The following is a 22,484-nucleotide window of genomic DNA, read 5'->3' as shown; positions in this document are numbered from 1 at the left end:
TTATAATAATAGCCATAACTAAACGGAAAGGTGATCGTATGTTGGAAAAATCAGAACGTGATATTAAAGATTTCAATAAAATATGTACGATATTGAATACAATTACTAATTTGGATATTAGGTTCATTGATAAGGATGGGAATGCTCTTTTACAACTAGTGAATCATGGCATTCCAGCCGCACTACAAAACGTTGACAATGAGTATCTTACTATTAATGAAACATTAAGAAAAAATAAATCGAATAGCTACTATTACTATATAAATTCCTATGGTCTTGAGTATATTGCAGCTGGTCTATGGAATAACAGATCTTTCTCTGGTTTCATTTTAATCGGCCCTTTTCTTTCGAGTATACCGGTTATGGACTTTACTAGCGATATGATCTCTAAAAACAAACTGCCTGTCAGTGAACGAAAACAGCTCCAAGAATTCTATACATCCTTATCTGTTCTAAGTAGCAATGCTTCTAACAACATCGGAGATTTACTTGTTAATATGTGTATACATCCTCATGTTGATTCACAACTCATCACCTCTGATATCGTTACACCTACACAAAACAAAGAGCAGCTAAAAGCCACTATTGCTGAAAGTAAAAATATTATAGAAATGAGATATACATATGAGAAGCAGCTAATAAATGCCATTGCACGAGGAGATAAAGAGGAAATAGCCCGTATTTCACAAGAAAACAGCGGTCTCTTAAATATTTCCGATCGAATACCTGAAAGCCCTATTCGATCGGCTAAAAATATATCATTGGTTTTGAACACGTTGTGTAGAATAGCTGCTGAAAGAGGAGGAGTTCATCCCATTTATATTCACACGATTTCTGAAAAATTTGCCATTTTAATTGAAAGAGCCCCGAATCTACCTTATCTGAAAAAATTAGGTATCGTAATGGTGAATGAATATTGTGATGTTGTAAATGGATTTTCGACACGTCATTATAGCCCCATTGTGAAAAGGGCTGTAGATTATATTCATTTAAATTTAGAAAATCCTTTAACACTTCATGATATCGCGGCAACAATCCACGTGAACTCTTCCTATCTTTCACGCAAGTTTAAGGAAGATACCAATATGAATATAATTGATTATATTAATCAAAAAAGGGTAGAGGAAGCAAAGTTGTATTTACAAAGAGGAAATATATCGATTACAGAAATTGCTTTTATGGTCGGTTTTAATGATCTAAATTATTTTAGTAGAGTTTTCAAAAAAATGACATCCTTAACACCATCCCAATATATTAAAAGTAAAAATAGCTAAAGTTGGTTTAATTCTACCGTGTGCATACATAATGCAGCGCCACTTCAATTTGTTTATTTAAAAGTCCGTTAAGCGTCAACTTTTGGAACAGCCTCTATGAACGACCACTCGATACCGGGATATAAACTATCACTTTAACGGTATTTCTTGAAATATCAAAAATATTTAATATGTCTTTGTGATTGCCTTCTACGTCTTTCAAAAATTTGATAATATATTATTAGGTCATATAGATCCTCTTTTTTTCCACTTCCTATGTAGATAGTTTGGTAGTGGCTCAATCTTAAATTATCAAATGTGTAAAGTAGAATATCTACATAAAGGAGAAAAGCAATGTATAATAAAAACAAAACTGTTGTCCGTTCAATGGATATTTTAAATTTATTTATAGACCATGCACAATTAACATTCCAAGAAATTATTGGTTTATCTGGCATTCCGAAAACATCTGTCTATCGTATGTTAATGTCTTTAGAGGAAATGGGATTGTTAGAGAAGGGGACAGATTCAAAGTATCGTTTAGGTCTAATCTTTCTTAATTTCGGTCATTTAGTTTCTTCAAGGCTTGATATTCGACAAATTGCCTTACCCATTATGCAAGAGCTGCATGATGATGTAAATGAAGCTGTTAATCTAATTGTTAAACAAAGTAATGAAGCAATGTATATTGAAAAAATCGATACAAATCAAAAAGTTCGTTTATATACTGCAATCGGCAGAAGAAGTCCCTTATATGCTGGCGCCTGTTCTCGAGTCATTTTATCTTTTTTACCGGGTCCGGAAATTGATAAATATATTGAATCGATTGAACTACAACCTTTTGCGATGGGAACGATCACCGATAAGGAATGTTTATATAATACGATTAGACAAGCTCAAAAAGATGGTTACACGATTAGTCATTCTGAATTAGAGAATCATACATCTGCCATCGCTGCCCCCATCTTTGATCATAAAGGGGACGTGATTGCTGGGATTAGTATTGCCGGTATTGAAGCTAATTACCAAAATGAAAATATACCTATTTTTGTAGAAAAAGCAAAGCGAGCAGCTGAGCAAATTTCTGAACGATTAGGATATATCAAAAAATAAAAAACATCCTCTATTAACCTGTTTTTGAGGAATAAATAGGGGATGTTTTCAGTTTCAGATTTCTTCTATATCTAAACTATATGTTTCAAGAAAATTCGTATTAAAGTTTCCACTTAAAAACACTTCATTTTGTAAAAGTGCTTTATGGAATGGAATCGTTGTTGAAACGCCTTCTACAGTAAACTCATCTAAAGCACGAATCATTTTCTTAATCGCTTCTTCTCTTGTGCTGCCATGTACAATTAATTTTGCAATCATTGAATCATAAAATGGTGGTATTTTATATCCTGCATATACAGCAGAATCAACTCGAACCCCAAAACCACCAGGCAAATTATATTCTTTTATTTCTCCTGGTGAAGGCATGAAGTTTTTGGCTGGATTTTCAGCATTAATTCTACATTCAATCGACCATCCAGTCATGGTTACATCTTCTTGCTTCATTTGTAATGGATAACGGGAAGCTACTCGAATCTGTTCTTTAATCAAATCGACTCCAGTGACCATTTCTGTTATCGGATGTTCTACTTGAATACGAGTATTCATCTCCATGAAATAGAATGTATCTTCTTTGTGATCGTATATAAACTCAACTGTACCAGCGCCCATATAATCAACTGCCTTTGCCGCTAGAATCGCCGCTTCACCCATTTTTTCTCGGGTTTCGGCTGAAATAGCCGGTGATGGAGTTTCCTCTATTAATTTTTGCATTCTTCGTTGAATCGTACAATCACGTTCGCCTAGATGTATGACATTTCCATATGAATCCGCCATGATTTGAATTTCTACATGACGAAAGTCTTCGATAAATTTTTCTAAATAAACTCCTGGATTTCCAAAGGCCGTTTCAGCTTCCTGTTGTGTTACTTTTATCCCTTTTTTTAATTCCTCTCGATCATGTGCAACACGTATTCCCTTTCCACCGCCGCCTGCTGTCGCTTTAATGATCACTGGAAAGCCTATTTTTTCAGCAATCTTTAAACCTTCCCCCTCATCTTTTATTATTCCATCTGAACCGGGCACGATTGGAACGCCAGCTTCTTTCATCGTATCTCTAGCCACATCTTTGATGCCCATTTTTTGAATTGCTTCTGGAGAAGGGCCGATAAATGCAATATGGCACTCACGACATAATTCAGCGAAATCGGCATTTTCTGCTAGAAATCCGTAACCAGGATGTATTCCATCGACTCCAGTTATCGTTGCAATACTTATGATATTAACGATGTTAAGATAGCTTTCTTTTGACGGAGCACTGCCTATACAATATGCTTCATCTGCTAGTTTTACGTGAAGGGCATCCTTATCTGCCTCAGAATAGACAGCAACTGTTTGTATATCCATCTCTTTGCACGCCCTAATAATGCGAACAGCTATTTCTCCGCGATTGGCGATCAATACTTTCTTTAGCATGTTAGCCACTCACCTTTACAAGAAATAAAGGTTGTCCAAACTCAATGATTTGTCCATCTTTAGCTAATATTTCTATAATTTCTCCATCAACATCTGATTCAACTTCATTAAATAACTTCATCGCCTCTAAAACACAAACTGGTTGTTTTTTTTCAATCACTGCTCCTACTTGAACAAGTGGTTCTGCGTCTGGATTTGAACGCAAATAAAAAGTTCCAACCATAGGAGACTTGATTTGATGAAAACCGTCATCTTCATTTGAGGCAGGCTGTACTGATTCCACTATCGTTTCATCTGTCGTAACCAATTGTGCTGCTTGAGATACTCGTTCTGCCAAATTTATTGTCACATTCGACGCATTGCGTTTTTGAAAATATAATTTTATATCCTTTTTCTCTAAATTAAGTACATCTACAGAAGACTGCTCAATTAACTCAATTAATTCTTTGAACTCATTTACTTTCATTATGTCATTCCCTCTCATATGTAAAGTCCTTTAAAGCGGATGCCTGTTTTTATCTCATTTATTATTTGTTCTTTCTTTAATAATTCAATCTCTGCTTCTCTATATGAAATTTCCTTAAAATGTATTTTGGCAGTCGGTTGTAACTGCGCCATACTCGGCAAATCAGCAGAAATAATTTGAGCGATTTTTGGATAACCACCTGTTGTTTGACGGTCCGCCATTAGAATAATTGGATTTCCGTTTGGGGGTACTTGAATAGTTCCGTGTGTAACACCTTCAGATAGTAATTCAAATTCCTTTGCTAAAGAGAGCGGAGGACCTTCCATTCGATAGCCCATCCGATCGGCTTGAGTCGTTAATGTATACGGTTCATTAAAAAGTGTTCTTTTACTTTTTTCATCGAATCGGTCAAACTCCGTGCCTCTTATTACACGTATCGTTTGAGTTTGCTGTAAATTGATGAGTACATCGTAATTGACTGTCCACGTAAAGCTGCCATTTCTCTTATTTAATTGATTAAATAACAAAGTACTGAATTCATTCATTTCACCGCATGTGATGACATCATCTTTTTGCAAAGCTCTGCCTTTAAATCCGCCTATTCCTGCACGAAGGTATGTGCTTTTGCTTCCCATTACTTCTGGAACAGCGATACCTCCAGCGAAAGCTACATATGCCCGGCATCCTTTTAAAGGAGATTTGAATTGCAATACAGAGCCTTTTCTCACTAATATAGGCCGCCACGTTGGTGCTTTTTCGCCATCAATCGAAGCAAGTAAATCGCCGCCTGTTATCGCGATTAACATATCTTTTTCAAATTGAAGGGACGTACCCAACAAGGTAACCTCTAAAGCGCCTTCATTTTCATTATTCCCTACTAGTAAATTTGCCACTCTTAGCGAAGATTTATCCATCGCCCCACTAACAATGACCCCATATTTTTGAGAACCATATCTTCCTAAGTCTTGTATACTTGTCAGCAGTCCTTGATTAAGTACTTTTACAGTCATCGCTTCATCTCCTTATATGAGTGATATTCCTCAGGAGAAATTTGGACAAATTTGATCTTGTCTCCAGCTTGCAGCAATGTCGGCGGTGAAAGATCTGGACGAAATAAATCTAACGGAGTACGCCCAATAATCTGCCAGCCTCCAGGTGTTTCTAATGGATAAACGCCGGTTTGTTTTCCTGCTATTCCAACTGACCCGGGCGCAATCGATAACCGAGGAGTTTCTCTGCGAGGCGTTGCAATTCTTTCATCCATTCCCCCCATAAATGGAAAGCCTGGAGCAAACCCTAACATATAAACTAAACAATCACTTTGAGTATGTATTCGAATCACATCTTCTGGTGATATGTTATGATACGCTGCTACATCATCTAAATCAGGGCCATATTCACCGCCATATAAAACCGGAATCTCAACTAGTCTTGCTTCAACTTTTTGTGTGTCATCAATTTGTTGAATTAATTCATTTATATTCGAACAAACTATTTGAAAAGAAGTCAATGATGACTGATTATTTGCAAGGTTATTTAATTGTGTATGATGCACTAATACCGGATCGTAATGGATTGTAATATTATTAAAAGCCGGTACGGATTCAATAAAACCATCAAAAGGATAAGTATTCAACAACATGGACAACGCTTGAACTTTTTGGTGAATAGACGGGCTTATTCCCTCGTCAAGCTGGACAATCAGTGCGGAATCACCTAAAGGTTTCATGATGACTTCAGTGGAACAATGACTCATTTTCAACACCTCCATTGGTTTCAAAATTCGGTACTAAAGTTCTTAGAAATGGACTATTTAAATTATAATTATCAAAAAATAAAAAAACAAGTGTGGAGATTTCAAAAGTAGCTCATTTCGGTATTTTCAATCAATTCGATAATGGTGTCTATTCAGACATTTTTTTTTATGATAAAATAAATTTGCATTTCAAAACTACTGTTCCTTAATTCGGAACTTATTATGTATGTTTTTATATTGTAAACGCTTACCTTTGTTTAAAGGTGGATAAGAATCTAACTAAACTATTTGGAGGGGAAAAGGATGTTTAAAGTAGATTTGAATTGTGATTTAGGGGAAAGTTATGGTCGATATACACTCAGTGAACAACAAGAAATATTGAAATATGTAACATCTGCGAATATTGCGTGTGGTTTTCACGCAGGCGATCCGAGCGTGATGAGGGAAACGGTCAAGCTTGCCATTGAAAATGACGTGAAAATTGGTGCCCACCCCGGTCTGCCGGATTTAAATGGATTCGGACGCCGCGAAATGAAAATTACACCGCAAGAAGCATACGATATGGTTGTTTATCAAATTGGTGCTCTTCAAGGGTTCTTATCCACATGTAATGAAACAATGCAGCACGTTAAACCACATGGAGCGTTGTACAATATGTCAGCTAAAGACACGAAGCTTGCTGAGGCTATTGCCCAAGCTGTCTATGACATTTCACCATCTTTAGTTTTATTCGGACTTGCTGGAAGTGAATTGACGAAAGCAGGAGAAAAGATCGGCTTGCGCACAGCGCACGAAGTTTTTGCTGATCGTACATATCAATCTGACGGTACGTTAACTTCTCGTTCGCAGTCTGACGCTTTAATAACAGATGAAGAACAATCGGTGTCTCAAGTGGTGAAAATGGTGACAGAAGGAAAAGTCACTTCTCAACAAAACACGGAAGTTTCTTTAAAAGCAGACACGATTTGCATTCACGGAGATGGGAAACATGCACTTGCTTTTGCGAAGTATATTAAAAAAACGTTAGAACAAAATAAGGTTATTGTTACATCAATAAACAGCTAGGTGGGGACAGTTATTATGACAGAACAAAAAACAGGAACAGTTAAAGCGAAAAAGAAAGTTAGTAACAGTGTCTTACTTGGTGCCGCTTTTTTAATGGCTACATCATCGATTGGTCCTGGATTTCTAACGCAAACGACGGTCTTTACTCAGCAATTGGCCGCAAGCTTTGCGTTTGTTATTTTAATTTCATTGATTTTAGATGTATTTGCTCAATTGAATGTATGGAGAATTATTACTGTATCAGGATTGCGCGGTCAAGAGATCGCTAACAAAGTCCTGCCTGGATTAGGTGTGTTTTTGGCAGTTATTATTGTATTAGGTGGACTTGCATTTAATATTGGCAATGTCGCAGGTGCGGGCCTTGGATTAAATGCAATGGTCGGAATAGACCCAATAACAGGTGCAATTATTAGTGCTGCATTTGCTATCTTTATTTTCCTAGTTAAAGAAGCTGGTAAAGCAATGGACAAAGTAGCTCAAATTGCCGGTTTTGTTATGATCATCTTAATGGTGTATGTTGCATTCATTACTTCACCACCTGTTGGAGAAGCCTTAGTTAATACAATTAAACCAGAAAAAATTAGTATATTTGCCATCGTGACACTAGTAGGGGGAACAGTTGGAGGATACATTACATTCGCTGGTGGGCATCGTCTATTAGATGCGGGGATAAAAGGGGTTGAATCCATACCTGAAGTAACAAAAAGTTCTGTAACAGGTATTGCAGTTACAGGTGTTATGCGTGTCGCGTTATTTTTAGCTGCACTTGGAGTTGTGTCTCAAGGTCTTGCCATTGATCCGTCCAATCCTCCAGCTTCAGTATTCCAACTTGCTGCAGGTGAAATCGGCTATCGAATGTTTGGTGTGATTATGTGGGCAGCTGCCATTACGTCAGTAGTAGGTGCCGCGTATACATCTGTTTCATTTATTCGTTCATTTAGTCCGGTAATAGAAAAGTATCATAATTGGATTATTATCTTATTTATTGTAGTGTCAACTGTAACGTTTGCATTAGTTGGACGACCTGTTAATATTTTATTAATAGTTGGAGCTCTGAATGCTCTTATTTTACCAATAGCATTAGGAACGTTATTAATAGCTGCTAATAAGAAAGAGATTATGGGGAATTATAAACATCCATTATGGTTAACGATTTCAGGTGGACTCGTAGTCGTCATCATGGGATATTTAGGAATAATGACACTAATTGAACAACTACCATTAGTATTTAAGTAAGCAGTTATTGTTTTGGAAGGAGAGATTACACATGGTAAGTTACGAATATATGGCTCCAAATGAAATAAGGGAACTTATCCGTAAACGAGACATTACGGGGCCAACTGCTGGTATGTCCAAAGGATTTACACAAGCCAATTTAGTTATTTTAAAGAAAGAATATGCCTTTGATTTCTTGCTGTTCTGCCAGCGAAATCCGAAACCATGTCCTTTATTGGATGTGACAGAACCTGGCTCTTTCCATCCGAGTAAAATTGCTAAAGAGGCTGATATTCGAAAGGACATTCCTAAGTATCGGATTTATAAGGACGGTATTTACACGGAAGAAGTGACAGACATAACAGAGTATTGGGAAGATGATATGGTCGGCTTCTTACTAGGTTGTAGTTTTACATTTGAAACACCACTCATTGAAAGTGGTATACCTATTCGACATATCGAAGAAAACTGTAACGTTCCTATGTATAAAACGAATATTCCATGTGAAAAAGCAGGTGTATTTGAAGGGCCAACTGTTGTAAGCATGCGTCCAATGTCGCATGAAGATGCGATTCGCGCCATTCAAATTACAACTCGCTTTCCTTCTGTACACGGATCACCTATTCATATCGGTGATCCAAGTCAACTTGGCATAGCTGATATCACCAAACCTGATTTCGGTGATGCAGTCACTATTAAGGATGGGGAGATTCCGGTATTTTGGGCTTGTGGCGTGACACCCCAAGCAGTTGCCTTACAAAGTAAACCTTCATTGATGATTACTCATGCCCCTGGTCATATGTTTATTAGTGATGTGCGGGACGAAAAACTTAGCGTTTTATAGAATGATCCAAGAAACGAAAAATAGAGCTAGTTAAGAAATCAATCTCTTTTGTTCAATAAAAAAATCCGGAGAGAAGTTGAATTTCTCTCCGGACATTTTCGTTTGTTAAACGATGCTATTTTTTCAGCATGGTGTTAATAAACGTACTCTGTATATAAATAACGCCTTTTCTCCACATGTAAATCATTTGCCGTCATTTAATGATGATGACTATGACCCTGACTTCCCCCTTGAGTTTGAGGTTCTTCTTTAAGCGCGTTTAGTTCCTCTTCCGAAACATTTCCTACAACGAATTGTTTCTTCGGCATGACATGCATGCCACGGGCTGTCACATGGGTTTGAACATAATAGATTCCGTCTTCTTGAAAGGTTTTTTTGACACTATAGATTCCCTCTTTTTCATACTTCGCTTTAACCAGTTCACTTTTTTCTTGACTGTTTGCTTTCCATATTTCAAATTGAACATCATCTGCATCTTCTACGCTTTCCTTATCTTGCGTTAATTGAACCTTCAGTATACTTTCCTCGTTTAGAGAGATCTTTTCTGGTAAAAGAATTTCCACTTCTACTATTTTAGGAGTAGAAGTCGTAGTATTGGATTGATCGGTGTTTGCTGTACAGGCTGAAATAAAGAGCAAAACGAAGATCAGTGCCATGCTTAAAATTATTTTTTTCAACTTATTCCCCTCGCTATCTTAACCTATCCATGCTTTTAATGGTTTTATTTTTGGTAGGACGAAACGATCTAATAAAAAGATAATGATAATAGAAATCCCTACTAATGGCATAATGATGCCCATCACTAACATAATAAAGAATACTGTTCTCGTAATCTTCTTATCTTTTGATTTGATAGGTGACCCTAACTTCCCTTCAGGTTTTCGTTTACGCCACATCATGAACGAACTAATCACGACACCAATGAGACCTAAACAAACGATAAGACCGATAAGTTGATTGGCTAAACCGAACAACCGGCCCTCATGAAGAGCGATTCCAAGTGAAACCATTTTTGCGCCAAATCCAAATTCTTGAAAGCGAACATCGCTCAAAATAGCCCCACTGTATTGGTCAGCATGGACAGTTGCTGAGTTTTTAGGCGTTTCCGAAGTTGAAATCGTGTAGACTCCTTTTTCACCTTCTGGAAACGATATTGTATACGGCTTTTTAATGTTTTCATTACTTGCTATGCTAGTCACTTCTTCCAGCGTTAAAGGAACATATTCACCCGCTGATGAAGAAGGAACGGGTAATTTCTCATTTGCCCATGGAACATCTTCTGCGACATCTTTCGTATACGTAATGGATTCTGGTTTTTCTCCCCAACTATAGGCAAATTGGGGTGCTACCGCCAATTTTCCAATTTGTTCTCCCATCACGCCTGACCATGGAAGTCCAGTTGCAATTAAAATCAAAATACCTGCAGATAACCAGAATGCTGGCACGGCATGCATATCCCGCCAAAAGATTCTACGGTTTTTTGTAAACCTCGGCAAGATGGTCCCCCATATGGATGCTTTATTTCTTGGCCACCATATATATAATCCAGTGATAAGTAAAATAACAGCCCAGCATGCCGCAAGCTCTACCAACCGATTGGCAAATGTGCCACCCACAATTAATTCACTATGCAGCTTTTTAAATATCGTCGTTAACTTTTCGTCATTGTTTAATGAACCCGTTATTTCTCCGTTATAAGGATTGATAAAAACAGACAATGCTTGTTCGTTCTCCATTATGCTAATTTCATTTGTTCGAGAAGGATCATCGTACGTTTTAAATGAGGAAATAGTAGCCTCAGGGTAGCTTTCCTTTATTTTTTCTATTTGTGCAGAAGGTGCTACAGTAGATGCACTTTCTTCTTGAACATAATACAAATCTTTATAAAGTACAGATTCAATTTGTGGTTTAAATAAATAGACAGCTCCACTAAAAGCTAGAATGATAAGAAATGGAGAAAAAATAAGACCCGCATAAAAGTGCCACCTCCATACCGTTTGATAAAGAGAGGCTTTCGTCCGTTTTTTAGTTGATTCCTCCCGATTTTCAGTTGAATTTTCTATTTTTATCGCTTCCATTTAATTTGCTCCTTTTTTATTCTTTAGATTAGAAACATGGTTTTATTATTTTAATTGCTTTTCAAAATTGTAGATACTAGCGCCAAATCTCATGTGCTAGTTATGTTAAAAAATGTTTCAATTGTTCAATCTTCATAATGTAACTCCTCCATTCTTTTCTTATAACGCTTACATTCCTCTTTTTAAAATATACTCATATTTCCATAATCTCGTTGTTGTACCTGTCTTTTAGCTATTATGCTACTGCTTTTGTTGTATCATGATTATAATTTGAACGGATCTTGTGGGATTGTAAAAAACGGTTCTAAATGTCTTTTCATAACATTTTTTAACACAAATAGAACGGTACGGCGATTGAGTTCGTTTATTTATCTTGTTTTCATTCCCCATTTCTTTTTTCAGCTATTCCGGCCATTTAGCTGAAGGAGCACTTCAACATTATTCATGAAGAGAGCCTACAGATAAAGAAAAACAGGCATCCCTGCAGAGGGACACCTGTCGTTTGATCAAGTTGTTTTTTTCGTCTAAAATTCATAAAGAAAGACCTCACAGGTGCGATGAGGTCTGTCAAGCTTGGTTAAGTACCGCAGTCGAAATATGCACCTAATGTAGAGGATGCCCAAATATGAAAACATCTAAACCTTCTTTCGTCTTGAAAGTACGGTCTACACATTTACGGAAAAATAGATTGAACGGTATCTTCCACTTTCTTTAACATTCCTTTATAGGCTTCATCATCTACTTGACCGACACTTCCAAAAAATAAATGTTCGACAGGTTCAATTCCACAGAAGTCAAAGATCCCCATATCAGACGTGACTTTTAATCCTGCCGTCATCCCCATTTCATCGTATACTTCATTGGAATAATCATGCGTATTGATAATAAAGCCTTTCTTACCCGTCAATAACTGGACGTTCCCTTTTTCATCAGCAGAATAAGCAAAATCGTAGGCAAACACGCGATCTACGTACCCTTTTAAAATGGCCGGAAGGCCTGTCCACCAAATCGGATAAATAAAGGTAATGACATCGGCTTGCGTAATAAACTCTTGTTCCGTTTTAATATCTTTCGGTGTTTTCCCTGCTTTCATCGCAGCCGTATCTTCTGGTTTCAAGACAGGATAAAAATCCAGTGCATACAAATCACGCACCACTACTTCGTGACTGTTTTTCTTTAATGCCTGAACGGTCGTTTCTAAGATGGCGTGATTAAAACTGTCAGCGTATGGATGTGCATAAACAATGAGATGATTCATGTCAAAAACCTCCGTTTATTTTACTTGCATCTTACATCATGTTACCAAAAATTATTTGATTGGATTAACTTGTCTTTCTTCAACTAATCTGTCTTTTAATAAAAAAGCGTTCCTACTTTATCGTAGAAACGTACCCGTTGATCATGTATTTTACATTCTTTTTCTTTTTGACTATTGTCGTTGGTTACAACAAAAAAAGCAACAAAATAGTTTACTACATAATGTCTAGTGGGGATTTAATTTTCCACGATGCTTTTACTAGAATGGGAAGTGCAACATTATGGCAGTCTGCTTTTGTCATAATTTGACGAAGAAAAAGGATAGGTTTCCACTGTTCTTTATAGGATAATAAGGAAAATTGCCTAGCATACTATTTGATTCACTATGTATCTCTTTATTAGCCAGTGAATTAATTCCGTTTCCATGCCACGTTTGCGAAAGGATAGGAGTAATCGTATATGTCTACTGCATTTGATAACCTACAAACCTTTTTGTTAAATATTTTTTTGGTTTATTTTTGTTTCTCTATTTATTTTAAATTCATTGAAAGAAAAGCGAATACATTAACGAATGAACTGATCATTGCGCTTGTCTCAGGGATTTCCATCGTTCTATGTATGATCTTTCCCATTACCCTCCCTACTGGTTATAGCCTGGATTTCCTGCAAATTCCTTTTATTATCGGGGCACTTTATGGTGGGCGTAGGGTAACTGTTTTTTTAACTTTTATTCTAGTGACCTATCGACTTTTTTTAAATACTCCTGATACGGATACGACCTTAATCATCTATTGTCTGTTACTTATTTCATTATGGTGGATCATTCCTACGTTTAATAAGACCGTTACGATGAGAAAGAAAGTATATCTAGCCCTATTAGCTTCTTTCTTTGGATTGTTTTCTAGGATAACAAGGTTCGTTTTATTGATGCCAGAAAACATCAGCATGGATTATTTTATCATTTATATTACTTCTCTTATCATTCAACCGATTGGAATCCTATTTTTTGTCGTTTTTAACGAAAATTCAAGAAGGAATGCCATTCTATCTAAAGAAATAAGGAAGTTTGAAAAGCTAAAAACCGTTAGTGAACTTGCGGCAAGTATTTCTCACGAAGTAAGGAACCCCCTTACGGTGACAAAAGGATTTATTCAACTATTGCGGGATCCCGATCTGACAGAGGGAGAAAAGAAATTGTATATTAATTTCTCTATGGAAGCATTAAATAAAGCGGAGGCAACGATTACAGATTACCTCGCCTTTGCTAAACCATCATTAGATCATGTAGAACGATTAGACTTAAAGAAGGAATTAGATTATATCGCCAATATCGTCAATCCTTTTGCTGAGATAAACAATGTCATGATTGAATGTCAAAATGGTATGGACATTTATGTTTCCGGGGAAAAGCAACAACTTCATCAGTGTCTCATTAACCTCATTAAAAATGGAATAGAATCGATGCCTGACGGCGGAAAGCTGCACATTCATTTGCAGAAGATCAATGAGAAAGCGGTCATAACCGTAACAGATACAGGCATTGGAATGACTAATGAACAAATGGAACGGTTAGGAACACCGTATTATACGACAAAAGTAAAAGGAACAGGTCTTGGAACGATGGTGATGTATAGCAGTATGAAAGCCATGCAAGGTGAAATTAAAGTAGAAAGCGAAGTAGGCAAGGGTACCCGCTTCTCTCTTCTTTTTCCAGTAATGGAACATTAACTTTTATGTGAACGCTTTGTTTTAAAGCGAAAAAAGTAGTAGCACCGGTAAGGTTTAACCTGAGTTCTTGTTCGCCAAATTTAACTTGTCTGCTCATTTTTCTACACCTCCCTCTTCTTCTTCAACAGGCTTGTCCAGTTCGTTCAAGAGAAGCCTGTCGTATTTTTTCTTAATTATATCATGCCGTGCTGCATATATCGGAGCGGCGCAATAAAGTGAAACTTCATTCAAAATAGAGAAAGATCACCTCCGAAGAAGTGATCTTTTCTTAGAAGAATCATATTCCGTTCTTGAAAACGAATGACGCCTCATGTCTTTTGTGTTCTTCCTGATCCCTCCTTTTTCAGTCTATGGACTTGCCTGATTTCTGAGGAGTTGGGAATCTGAGTCCGCTCTCGACGTTCACCTCGTCACCAAGGTCATCGACAGATTTGTTAGGGGTTGGGAATGTGAGTCCGCTTTTCAAATCCGCCTCTATATCATTTTCATCGATATAGGGGTCTGATTCTCTTGTTTTTTGTTCATGGTCTACATGCCGCCACGTTGTCAGTTCATTTGTTTTCGGACAATGTGGGAATGCATCCCCTTTTTGCAGTTCTTTCACTGCTTCTGACGTACAAATATATTTACCCGTTTCCTTCACTGTGTCATTTGTATGATACATTTCTGTTTGTACCATGATTCATCCACCTCTTTTGTTAAATTTGTTTTCAAAAAAGATTCTTTATTATAATAGCCTCTATATTTAGTAGCTAAACATTTATATCATGCCTGTAATTTTTCATTCCATTGAATATAACAACTGATAAAAGACTAAAACTACGCGCTTATTATCTCTTCAAATGCTTTGACAGCAGCTTGCGCGACTTTCATATCATCGTCAACGGAGCTTCCGCTAACACCTACAGCACCAATGATCTTTTTATTCACTGTTAAAGGAAAGCCACCGCCAAATACAACAATTCTTCCATCATTTGTTGTATTTAATCCGTACAGCTCCGTTTTAGGTACTGTTACTTCTTCTAATTCTTCTGTCTTCGTTTTTAAAGCAACAGATGTCCAGGCCTTATTTTGGGAAATATCGATACTCGCAAGCCAAGCATCATCCATTCGGTGAGACGCTATTAAATTACCACCGTCATCTAAAACAGTAATCACCATAGCTACATTGCGTTTTTCCGCTTCTTTCTCAGAAGCTTCAATTAGCTTTTTTGCCACTTCCAATGTTAATTTATTCAAATGAAACAACTCCTTTTATCAAACTCATGATATTCATACATAGCTGTCTATACCCTAGGGTTCAAACGAAAAAACCAATTTCAATATGTTTAAGTTTTATATCCCCAAATAATAACCAAATATATCAACGTATTATGCGTGCCACACTTGCCATTAGAATAATTTCCCTGTCGTGCAACAAAGATTGCAGACAAAAATGCCCTATTGAAACATTATGATGATCTCCATAATCGCGTATTCAATCGGAATAGTGCCGATGGGACACCTCATCCAGCCCGACTACCACTTTCCCTTTATATGATTCTTGTCGGGTTTGGTGTTGGGTTTTCATTTTCATTGCTTCCTTAATACAAAAAAGGACTGTCCCAAGTCAGTTGTCACCGACTTGTGGGACAGTCCCACCTATGCTTCACTAGTCATACATAAGTATATATTAAGAAGAAGTTATTTAGGAAAGACGATAAAGAGCGAATGGCTCACCATAACAAAATGGATTGCTGATTTCATCCAATTTTTTTGTTATTTCTGAATCGAGATGAATGCCTAGACTCTTCAAGTTATCTTCTAACTGATCGGTATGCGTAGCACCCACAATCACGGTCGAGACAGCAGGTCGATCCATGAGCCAGGCAAGCGACATTGCACTGGAAGTATGACCGTGTTCCGCCGCTAGTTTACTTACCTTTTCTCCTAGATTGATCGTTCTTTCCGCAAGAAATTTACGAAAGTTGGGATCCGTATCCGCTCTCGAATGTACAGGCGTTTTATTCGTTAAGCTATATTTTCCACTTAAGATGCCTCCAGCTAACGGAAAATACGGGATGATCCCTACACCTTGGTCTACACATAGCGGAATCAGTTCGTTTTCAGGTGTCCGATCTGCGAGAGAATAACTGGATTGAGTTGAAATATACCGACTATATCCTTTGTTTTCGCTGACACCGAGCGCTTTCATTAACTCCCACGCTGCATAATTAGATGCCCCAATATAACGAACCTTTCCTGAATGAACCATATCATCTAACGTACGTAACGTTTCGTCAAGCGGAGTATACGGATCAAATGTATGGATTTGATACAAATCAATATAATCTGTTTTTAAACGTCTAAGACTGTTTTCCAGCTCCTGTTGCAAATGATAGCGGGATGAACCACTTTCATTAGGCCCTTTTCCTTTCACTAAACCAGCTTTTGTCGCTAATACAACGTTCTGGCGCTTTCCTCCGCCGAGAGCCTCTCCAATGATTCTCTCCGATTCGGCATTCGCATAAATGTTCGCCGTGTCGATAAAATTAATGCCGCTGTCCAACGCTTGATGGATGATCTTTATGGACGTATCTTGATCAGCCCGTTTTCCAAATGCATTTGTTCCTAGTCCCAATACCGATACTTCAAGTCCACTCTTTCCGAGACGACGATAGTTCATCCTAATCTGCTCCTCTGCAAAGAATATGTATAACCTCTTTTTCTTTTCATTTAAAACGTTGTTATCGCTTAATTAACATAACATCCTTGTTCTGGTCTAAAGAAATGACAATATCGGACATTCCAACAAATAAGCCATTTTCGACTACCCCTGGAAGCATATTCAGCTTTTCTTCCAATCTTTTGGCCTCTGATATTTCCGAGAAGACACAGTCAATAATATAGTTGCCATTATCCGTCTTATAGGGAGTGCCTTCCAATTGACGCAAATAAGGATCGCACCCTAGTTCACGAATATGTTTCTCTGTCAATTCAGCACCAAATGGAACAACTTCTACCGGAAGTCGAAATGCCCCTAATGTTTCCACCATTTTAGAAGGTGTCGCCACAACAATAAATGTTTTAGCTGCTTTGGCGATGATTTTCTCTCTTAGAAGAGCTCCACCCCCACCTTTAATCAAATCTAAATTAGCATCGACTTCATCAGCCCCATCAATAGCGACATCGATCTGTCCAATCTCTTTAAAATGTCCTAATGGAATCCCTACTTTTTTGGCTAATTCCTCTGTTTGAACCGATGTCGGTATTCCTTGAATCGAGAGTCCTTCTTTCACGAGTTGTCCAAGTTTGATGATCGTGTAATACACGGTTGATCCTGTACCAAGCCCCACTACCATGCCATCTTTAATGAATTCTGCTGCTTTTTCACCAACTACTTTTTTTTCATTCACATCTATCTCTCCTTTCGCCACTTTTGATTCTCCTTTTAGAAAAGAGCAACCATTAAACTCCTTTCTACAATCACCCTGTAATAGCTACTTTATCCTAATATCACATATATTTTCAACTTAGTATTCTTGAATTTTAGATATATAAGAAAAAAGTGGCAACTTAGTTTTCTATCCTTATCCATTCATGTTGTTTTCATTCTGGTTATTGCTGAAAATGAGAGCTTCCCATTTGTCCAACTTTTTTAGCACACTTATCACCCTTTTTTTCTTCGGTGTTTATTTAAAAAGATTTAATTGAATAATTTCTGAAATAGACAAGATGATCGACAAACAAAAAATGCCTTAGTCCCGTAGTGGATTAAGGCATTTTTCATTTACATAATGACCATTTATCTCAAAGCGTTATCCTGATTGACGAGCAATATGATCCGCCAATCTTATGGCTAAAGCAACGTTAGAAAGTACGGGGCCAGCCGCAGTTAGTGTTGGCAGAACACTGTTGTCAGCTACAAATAGACCTTGAACGCCATGTACTTGGCCATGACGGTTTGTAGCTGAAGTTGTTGGATCATCACCCATTCGGCATGTGGAAGCCTCATGCATATCTGCTCCAGGAGGTCGAAGTGTCAAAGTAGACTCATCAAGAGCCACTCCCATAGCAGCGGCAGATTTTCTAATGCCTTGTGCAACTTGATTGGCTACTTGACGGTCTTTGTTGCTTAAAGAATATTGAACTTGCTGTAACGGTACACCGAATTCATCTTTTACAGACGTATCAAGGTACACTCTGTTCTCAGCTCGAGGCTCCACCCTTCCAAAGGATGCATAGACAACCATAAGCTGGTCTTTGAGTACTTTATCTTCGAATTGCTGGTATGAAAAGTATTGATCAGGCCCAAGAATTTGAATTTGATACGGAGACTCGTTTGTCTCAAATTTCAAAACAGCCAGGTTGCCAAGCCTATCAGAAAATTGTCTTCGACTTATAGTGCCAATGGCAATGATAGACACATGCCCTGTTAAATAACGCCCAATAGCAGGGCCCTGAATCCCAGAATTAAGCAATAAACGTGGAGTCTCTAAAGTACTCGCCGATACTACCACATTTTTCGCCCGAATCGTGTGAGCTTTCTTGTCCGCAGAAAATACCTCGACACCAGCCACTTTCCCATTCTCTGCAATGACTCGAGAGACATAGGCATTTACAGCGAGATCGTATGGCCGATCAAACAGGGCGGCGGCTAGAGCATTGATCGAGCTAAACCAAGGATTCGAATGGACTTCTCCTTGTCGGGAAGGTGTCATATCAAAAGCAAGCGGCATATCATCTGCTTCAACAATACCGTTTGCATGGAGCCGCTTTAAAAGAACATTTTGCATCGATGAACCTTTAGCATAATCCTTTGTAACATGCAATAATTTCTCTGCCATCCCATAATATACATTTAATTCCCGAGGATGAATCGGCCATTTATTTAGCTCAGATTGAATAGGCCTTGGTGTCGCCGCATTCCAAAACAATGATCTTCCCCCAAGAGCATATACCATTGTGGCACCGGAAAATTGAGGTAAACGCTTGCCTAAAGGAGTTGAATTTTCTGGAAGAAGTTGGTCTCGTGCCGTATTTACATTCTGCGTGGGAATATTAAGGGAATGAGAATGAAATAACTTATCTCCCTTTTCTAATATTCCGATCTTTTTAGCACCTTGACTCTTCCAAAGTTCACAAAGTCTCTGTAAGGTTGCTCCCCCACCAGGCCCGCTCCCCACGATGAGGACATCATAATGTGTCTTTGACATTTGTTCCAGTGTTTTTGTCGGAATCCAATTACCTGGATAAGCTACCATAGTTATGCACGCCCTTTCCATACTTCTCATATTCAGTTAAAAGTATGCACGACTGCCTATCCTCTATGTCCAGTTTCAAATAAAAAGAGCAGACCCCCGACTATGCTAAAGAATTAACATAGTCGGGGCTGACACCTTTATTTAACATCTTCATCTTTATTTCTTCATATCATGTTCGATCCATTCTTTTTTTCGATTGTTGACTGATTGATTTTTTCTTGTAATTTTTCATAATACAAGTCTGCATCAATAGGCCATTCTATCGTTTCATTTAACCAAGAAGACAAGTAAATGGCATTCGCCATTTCTAGCCCCTTTATTCCTTCTTCTCCTGGTGCAAGTAACGGCGTACCTTTCACTATCGTATCTGTCCAATTTTGAATAATCCCTCTATGACCAGAGTTCTCCCCTTTTACGGGAATGTCTATTTTCCAACATTCCGGCTCGCCAAACCCCCCTGTATACGATGCATTAAATTCACGTTCTGATTGTGTTAAGCGATAAAAAGTAAGTTCTTCATTTTCAATAACCATTTTCCCACGGTCGCCAACGATTTCAAAACGATTGGTCCCTGGCGCTTCACCTGTCGAGGCGATAAACACACCGGTCGCCCCATTTTCATATTCGACATACGCGGTTACATCGTCTTCTACTTCAATATCGTGATATTTTCCATAACGACTAAATGCGTGAACACGTTTTGGCATCAGACCTGTCGTCCATTGCCACAAGTCTAATTGGTGAGGTGCTTGGTTTAATAAGACACCTCCGCCTTCACCTTTCCATGTGGCTCTCCATTTACTTGAATCGTAATAGCTTTGTGAACGGTACCAATCGGTAACAATCCAATTGGTCCGTTTAATTTCGCCTAGTTCACCTGATTGAATGAGCTCACGTAATTTTTGATACAGGGGATTTGTACGCTGGTTATACATCATGCCAAATACTTTGCCGCTCAATGCAGCTGCTTCATTCATTTCCAACACATTTTTTGTATAAACACCGGCTGGCTTTTCAAGAAGAACATGCATCCCTTTGGCAAAAGCTTTTATGGCCAATTCAGGGTGACTATAATGCGGTGTCGCAATAATGACGGCCTCAATACGTGATTCATTAAAAAAGGCTTCTTCGTCTTCGAAACATTGCACTTCGCCTGTCATATTATTTTTCACCCATTCGATTTGATCTTTCCGACCGCAAACAGCCGTTAACGTAGCTCCATCAATTAATCCTTTGTCCAATTGAAGAGCATGTGATCTCCCCATATTTCCTATTCCTATTACACCAACTTTCATAGCACTCATCTTTGTTTACCTCATTCCTATTATTTTTATATGGGTTGTGCGGTATAGCTACGCTTTCTTAGATTGCGGTAGGTATTGCCTTTGTCACCGCTCCATTAAAACAACATTATTTTTCCCATCTAATTTTCATTCACGTTTATCTCTCCTTCAAATTCTCTTAAAATAAAAAATGTCTGATGAGAATTCCTCACCAGACATTTTATTTTATTTGTAAAATTTAACACGGTCTTCAAGCGTCTGGAATTCTTTTTCACCTACTGAAGCCGTTGGATGACCAAATGGCATTTGTGCAATCAGTTTCCAGTTATTCGGAATGTTCCATTCATTTTTCACTTCATCATCAATCAGCGGATTATAATGCTGTAAAGATGCTCCTAATCCTTCTGCTTCCAAAGCTGTCCATACAACAAATTGATGCATACCCGATGCTTGGTTTGACCAGATAGGGAAATTGTCAGCGTATGAAGCAAATTGTTCTTGAAGAGCTTTAACGACAGATTCATCTTCAAAGAATAATACAGTTCCGTAACCTGATTTAAACGAATCCATTTTTTGTTGAGTGCCTTCAAAATCGCCTTCTCCAACGACTTGTCTTAACGTTTCCGTCGTAATGTCCCATAATTTATCATGTGCTTCACCTGTTAATACAACAAGACGTGCCGATTGAGAGTTGAAAGCTGATGGTGTATATTTCACAGCAAATTCAACAATTTCTTTTAGTCTTTCATCCGATACTTGTACCTCTTTGTTGATCCCATAGTAAGAACGTCTTTCTTTAATAGCTGTATATAAATCTTTTGTCATTACATTCTTTCCTCCTAAGTGTTTTTCCTTAAATTAATCTGAATACAAATATCTCATATTCAAAGTGATTTTAAACGTACAAAAAGGGTTTGTCAAATCATCTATCCTCATAAAAGAGATGACCCTCTAATTCCCGTCGTGTATGAGCCTCTGGATCAACCGTCGAGACTAGGGTGTAGTAATAGGATAAAGATCACCATTTAAGGCAAATGACACTCTCCCTGTTTCCTCGGAGACAACAAGAACAAGGGCATCACATCGTTCGCTTAATCCTAAAGCAGCGCGATGTCTCGTACCCAGTTTTTTATCACCTGTATATCTGTCCGAAAGCGGGAGAACATTTGCGGCGGAGTCGATCTCATTAAGACGGACGATGACAGCACCATCATGGAGTGGGTTTCCCGGGAAAAAAATTGATTCTAATAAAGAATGGGTCAATTCTGCTCCTATTGAAATACCCGGTTGAATGAAAGAATCAAGAGAATCTTCCCGTTTAATAACAATTAAACCGCCATGTCTTGAATTGGACATATTTTGTAAACATCTTGATAGTTCCGGGTATTTGTCTGTAAACGGAGACAAATAACAGTTTAAATAAAAGGTAGCAGCTTTCATTTCAATATGTACAAATCGGTCTTTCACTTTTTCAATATTCCCTAGAAGACAATAGTCTTCGTCATCCATTGCTTCTAAATTGTCCTGTAGTGTCGTGATAACATGGCGCATATCTTCTTTTAGCCTTTGTCTCATTGGTGAAAAGTCGCAATTTGCATCATTCATGGAGCACACCTCCCTTATTTTCTTCGATTAGTTATTTGTGCAACCTGTCAAATAAGTGACATGGTTGATGACTTCTACATTTACTTTCAGTTTGTCTATATGAGCATGATTTATTCTTCTTTTCTGTTGTAAGTATTTATCTACGATTTGCAAACTAAATGAAAG

22 protein-coding genes are annotated in these 22,484 nt (G+C 37.9%); 6 read left to right on the top strand and 16 right to left on the bottom strand.

The genetic code is table 11. From position 1 onward, the window contains the following. Positions 1 to 38: 38 nt before the first annotated feature. Together A3M5_RS0101760 and A3M5_RS0101755 are read left to right on the top strand one after the other, a co-directional pair. The gene (locus A3M5_RS0101760; RefSeq protein WP_034298405.1) at positions 39 to 1,274 is read left to right on the top strand and encodes a helix-turn-helix domain-containing protein; all 1,236 of its coding nucleotides are present in this window, start codon (positions 39 to 41) and stop codon (positions 1,272 to 1,274) included. Between the two features lie 333 nt (positions 1,275 to 1,607). Then, positions 1,608 to 2,366, top strand: coding sequence for an IclR family transcriptional regulator (locus tag A3M5_RS0101755; protein WP_018392029.1), 759 nt, complete (start codon positions 1,608 to 1,610; stop codon positions 2,364 to 2,366). Between the two features lie 54 nt (positions 2,367 to 2,420). On the opposite strand, the gene accC is transcribed toward A3M5_RS0101755, so the two are convergent. The 4 genes from accC to pxpB are packed head-to-tail and all read right to left on the bottom strand — an operon-like array spanning position 2,421 to position 6,001. Beyond that, on the bottom strand, positions 2,421 to 3,779 hold the full coding sequence (gene accC / locus A3M5_RS0101750; RefSeq protein WP_018392028.1) for an acetyl-CoA carboxylase biotin carboxylase subunit: 1,359 nt from the start codon (positions 3,777 to 3,779) through the stop codon (positions 2,421 to 2,423). A 1-nt stretch (position 3,780) separates the two neighbouring features. Then, positions 3,781 to 4,245: an acetyl-CoA carboxylase biotin carboxyl carrier protein gene (accB, locus tag A3M5_RS0101745; RefSeq protein WP_018392027.1), complete on the bottom strand. Its 465-nt coding sequence runs from the start codon at positions 4,243 to 4,245 to the stop codon at positions 3,781 to 3,783. Positions 4,246 to 4,259: 14 nt separating this feature from the next. After that, on the bottom strand, positions 4,260 to 5,255 hold the full coding sequence (locus A3M5_RS0101740) for a 5-oxoprolinase subunit C family protein (protein WP_018392026.1): 996 nt from the start codon (positions 5,253 to 5,255) through the stop codon (positions 4,260 to 4,262). Continuing rightward, on the bottom strand, positions 5,252 to 6,001 hold the full coding sequence (gene pxpB / locus A3M5_RS0101735) for a 5-oxoprolinase subunit PxpB (RefSeq protein WP_018392025.1): 750 nt from the start codon (positions 5,999 to 6,001) through the stop codon (positions 5,252 to 5,254). The genes A3M5_RS0101740 and pxpB overlap by 4 nt, the downstream gene beginning before the upstream one ends. Before the next feature lie 303 nt (positions 6,002 to 6,304). Here pxpB and A3M5_RS0101730 point away from each other — a divergent pair, with 303 nt between their 5' ends. Genes A3M5_RS0101730 through A3M5_RS0101720 form a run of 3 tightly spaced genes read left to right on the top strand, consistent with a single transcriptional unit; the run spans position 6,305 to position 9,125 of the window. Continuing rightward, on the top strand, positions 6,305 to 7,066 hold the full coding sequence (locus tag A3M5_RS0101730) for a LamB/YcsF family protein (protein WP_018392024.1): 762 nt from the start codon (positions 6,305 to 6,307) through the stop codon (positions 7,064 to 7,066). A 15-nt stretch (positions 7,067 to 7,081) separates the two neighbouring features. Beyond that, positions 7,082 to 8,302: an NRAMP family divalent metal transporter gene (locus A3M5_RS0101725; RefSeq protein ID WP_018392023.1), complete on the top strand. Its 1,221-nt coding sequence runs from the start codon at positions 7,082 to 7,084 to the stop codon at positions 8,300 to 8,302. Between the two features lie 31 nt (positions 8,303 to 8,333). Beyond that, entirely contained in the window at positions 8,334 to 9,125 is a 792-nt protein-coding gene (locus A3M5_RS0101720) for a putative hydro-lyase (protein WP_018392022.1), read from the top strand. 197 nt (positions 9,126 to 9,322) lie between these two features. Here the strand turns inward: A3M5_RS0101720 and A3M5_RS22025 are convergent, their stop codons facing one another. From A3M5_RS22025 to A3M5_RS0101705, 3 genes are all read right to left on the bottom strand, one after another. Continuing rightward, entirely contained in the window at positions 9,323 to 9,802 is a 480-nt protein-coding gene (locus tag A3M5_RS22025) for a FixH family protein (RefSeq protein ID WP_018392021.1), read from the bottom strand. Between the two features lie 18 nt (positions 9,803 to 9,820). Then, positions 9,821 to 11,203: a PepSY-associated TM helix domain-containing protein gene (locus tag A3M5_RS0101710; protein ID WP_018392020.1), complete on the bottom strand. Its 1,383-nt coding sequence runs from the start codon at positions 11,201 to 11,203 to the stop codon at positions 9,821 to 9,823. Between the two features lie 673 nt (positions 11,204 to 11,876). Beyond that, a complete protein-coding gene (locus tag A3M5_RS0101705; protein ID WP_018392019.1) occupies positions 11,877 to 12,461 on the bottom strand; it encodes an NAD(P)H-dependent oxidoreductase in 585 nt (194 codons plus the stop codon). Between the two features lie 458 nt (positions 12,462 to 12,919). Between A3M5_RS0101705 and A3M5_RS22020 the strand changes: the two genes are divergently transcribed. Beyond that, entirely contained in the window at positions 12,920 to 14,188 is a 1,269-nt protein-coding gene (locus A3M5_RS22020; RefSeq protein ID WP_018392018.1) for an ATP-binding protein, read from the top strand. A gap of 93 nt (positions 14,189 to 14,281) precedes the next feature. On the opposite strand, the gene A3M5_RS25075 is transcribed toward A3M5_RS22020, so the two are convergent. The 9 genes from A3M5_RS25075 to cdaS all read right to left on the bottom strand — a co-directional run bounded on the left by A3M5_RS25075 (position 14,282) and on the right by cdaS (position 22,319). After that, positions 14,282 to 14,419 (bottom strand): hypothetical protein, encoded by a 138-nt coding sequence (locus A3M5_RS25075; RefSeq protein WP_018392017.1) that lies wholly within the window; start codon positions 14,417 to 14,419, stop codon positions 14,282 to 14,284. Positions 14,420 to 14,531: 112 nt separating this feature from the next. Then, positions 14,532 to 14,867, bottom strand: coding sequence for a hypothetical protein (locus tag A3M5_RS22015; protein WP_018392016.1), 336 nt, complete (start codon positions 14,865 to 14,867; stop codon positions 14,532 to 14,534). Between the two features lie 140 nt (positions 14,868 to 15,007). Next, a complete protein-coding gene (locus A3M5_RS0101685; protein WP_018392015.1) occupies positions 15,008 to 15,427 on the bottom strand; it encodes a GlcG/HbpS family heme-binding protein in 420 nt (139 codons plus the stop codon). Between the two features lie 448 nt (positions 15,428 to 15,875). Beyond that, positions 15,876 to 16,853, bottom strand: a complete 978-nt coding sequence (locus A3M5_RS0101680) for an aldo/keto reductase (protein ID WP_018392014.1) — start codon at positions 16,851 to 16,853, stop codon at positions 15,876 to 15,878. Between the two features lie 61 nt (positions 16,854 to 16,914). After that, on the bottom strand, positions 16,915 to 17,583 hold the full coding sequence (rpiA, locus tag A3M5_RS0101675) for a ribose-5-phosphate isomerase RpiA (protein ID WP_026221544.1): 669 nt from the start codon (positions 17,581 to 17,583) through the stop codon (positions 16,915 to 16,917). Positions 17,584 to 17,985: 402 nt separating this feature from the next. Then, on the bottom strand, positions 17,986 to 19,131 hold the full coding sequence (locus A3M5_RS0101670) for a GMC oxidoreductase (RefSeq protein ID WP_231373257.1): 1,146 nt from the start codon (positions 19,129 to 19,131) through the stop codon (positions 17,986 to 17,988). A gap of 464 nt (positions 19,132 to 19,595) precedes the next feature. After that, entirely contained in the window at positions 19,596 to 20,735 is a 1,140-nt protein-coding gene (locus A3M5_RS0101665) for a Gfo/Idh/MocA family protein (protein WP_018392011.1), read from the bottom strand. Between the two features lie 204 nt (positions 20,736 to 20,939). Next, positions 20,940 to 21,539, bottom strand: a complete 600-nt coding sequence (locus A3M5_RS0101660) for a nitroreductase family protein (protein WP_018392010.1) — start codon at positions 21,537 to 21,539, stop codon at positions 20,940 to 20,942. A 168-nt stretch (positions 21,540 to 21,707) separates the two neighbouring features. Continuing rightward, positions 21,708 to 22,319, bottom strand: a complete 612-nt coding sequence (cdaS, locus tag A3M5_RS0101655) for a sporulation-specific diadenylate cyclase CdaS (RefSeq protein WP_018392009.1) — start codon at positions 22,317 to 22,319, stop codon at positions 21,708 to 21,710. Positions 22,320 to 22,484 lie beyond the last annotated feature (165 nt).

This window comes from Bacillus sp. 37MA (assembly GCF_000372765.1).
In the GTDB taxonomy this organism is placed as follows: domain Bacteria; phylum Bacillota; class Bacilli; order Bacillales; family Domibacillaceae; genus Domibacillus; species Domibacillus aminovorans.
This window is presented reverse-complemented; position numbering and strand designations above follow the sequence as displayed.

Bases quoted from the DNA above. Each gene is read 5' to 3' on its own strand.
- A3M5_RS0101760 (WP_034298405.1), top strand. From the start codon at position 39: ATGTTGGAAAAATCAGAACGTGATATTAAAGATTTCAATAAAATATGT.
- A3M5_RS0101755 (WP_018392029.1), top strand. From the start codon at position 1,608: ATGTATAATAAAAACAAAACTGTTGTCCGTTCAATGGATATTTTAAAT.
- accC (WP_018392028.1), bottom strand. From the start codon at position 3,779: ATGCTAAAGAAAGTATTGATCGCCAATCGCGGAGAAATAGCTGTTCGC.
- accB (WP_018392027.1), bottom strand. From the start codon at position 4,245: ATGAAAGTAAATGAGTTCAAAGAATTAATTGAGTTAATTGAGCAGTCT.
- A3M5_RS0101740 (WP_018392026.1), bottom strand. From the start codon at position 5,255: ATGACTGTAAAAGTACTTAATCAAGGACTGCTGACAAGTATACAAGAC.
- pxpB (WP_018392025.1), bottom strand. From the start codon at position 6,001: ATGAGTCATTGTTCCACTGAAGTCATCATGAAACCTTTAGGTGATTCC.
- A3M5_RS0101730 (WP_018392024.1), top strand. From the start codon at position 6,305: ATGTTTAAAGTAGATTTGAATTGTGATTTAGGGGAAAGTTATGGTCGA.
- A3M5_RS0101725 (WP_018392023.1), top strand. From the start codon at position 7,082: ATGACAGAACAAAAAACAGGAACAGTTAAAGCGAAAAAGAAAGTTAGT.
- A3M5_RS0101720 (WP_018392022.1), top strand. From the start codon at position 8,334: ATGGTAAGTTACGAATATATGGCTCCAAATGAAATAAGGGAACTTATC.
- A3M5_RS0101710 (WP_018392020.1), bottom strand. From the start codon at position 11,203: ATGGAAGCGATAAAAATAGAAAATTCAACTGAAAATCGGGAGGAATCA.
- A3M5_RS0101705 (WP_018392019.1), bottom strand. From the start codon at position 12,461: ATGAATCATCTCATTGTTTATGCACATCCATACGCTGACAGTTTTAAT.
- A3M5_RS22020 (WP_018392018.1), top strand. From the start codon at position 12,920: ATGTCTACTGCATTTGATAACCTACAAACCTTTTTGTTAAATATTTTT.
- A3M5_RS22015 (WP_018392016.1), bottom strand. From the start codon at position 14,867: ATGGTACAAACAGAAATGTATCATACAAATGACACAGTGAAGGAAACG.
- A3M5_RS0101680 (WP_018392014.1), bottom strand. From the start codon at position 16,853: ATGAACTATCGTCGTCTCGGAAAGAGTGGACTTGAAGTATCGGTATTG.
- A3M5_RS0101670 (WP_231373257.1), bottom strand. From the start codon at position 19,131: ATGGTATATGCTCTTGGGGGAAGATCATTGTTTTGGAATGCGGCGACA.
- A3M5_RS0101665 (WP_018392011.1), bottom strand. From the start codon at position 20,735: ATGAGTGCTATGAAAGTTGGTGTAATAGGAATAGGAAATATGGGGAGA.
- A3M5_RS0101660 (WP_018392010.1), bottom strand. From the start codon at position 21,539: ATGACAAAAGATTTATATACAGCTATTAAAGAAAGACGTTCTTACTAT.
- cdaS (WP_018392009.1), bottom strand. From the start codon at position 22,319: ATGAATGATGCAAATTGCGACTTTTCACCAATGAGACAAAGGCTAAAA.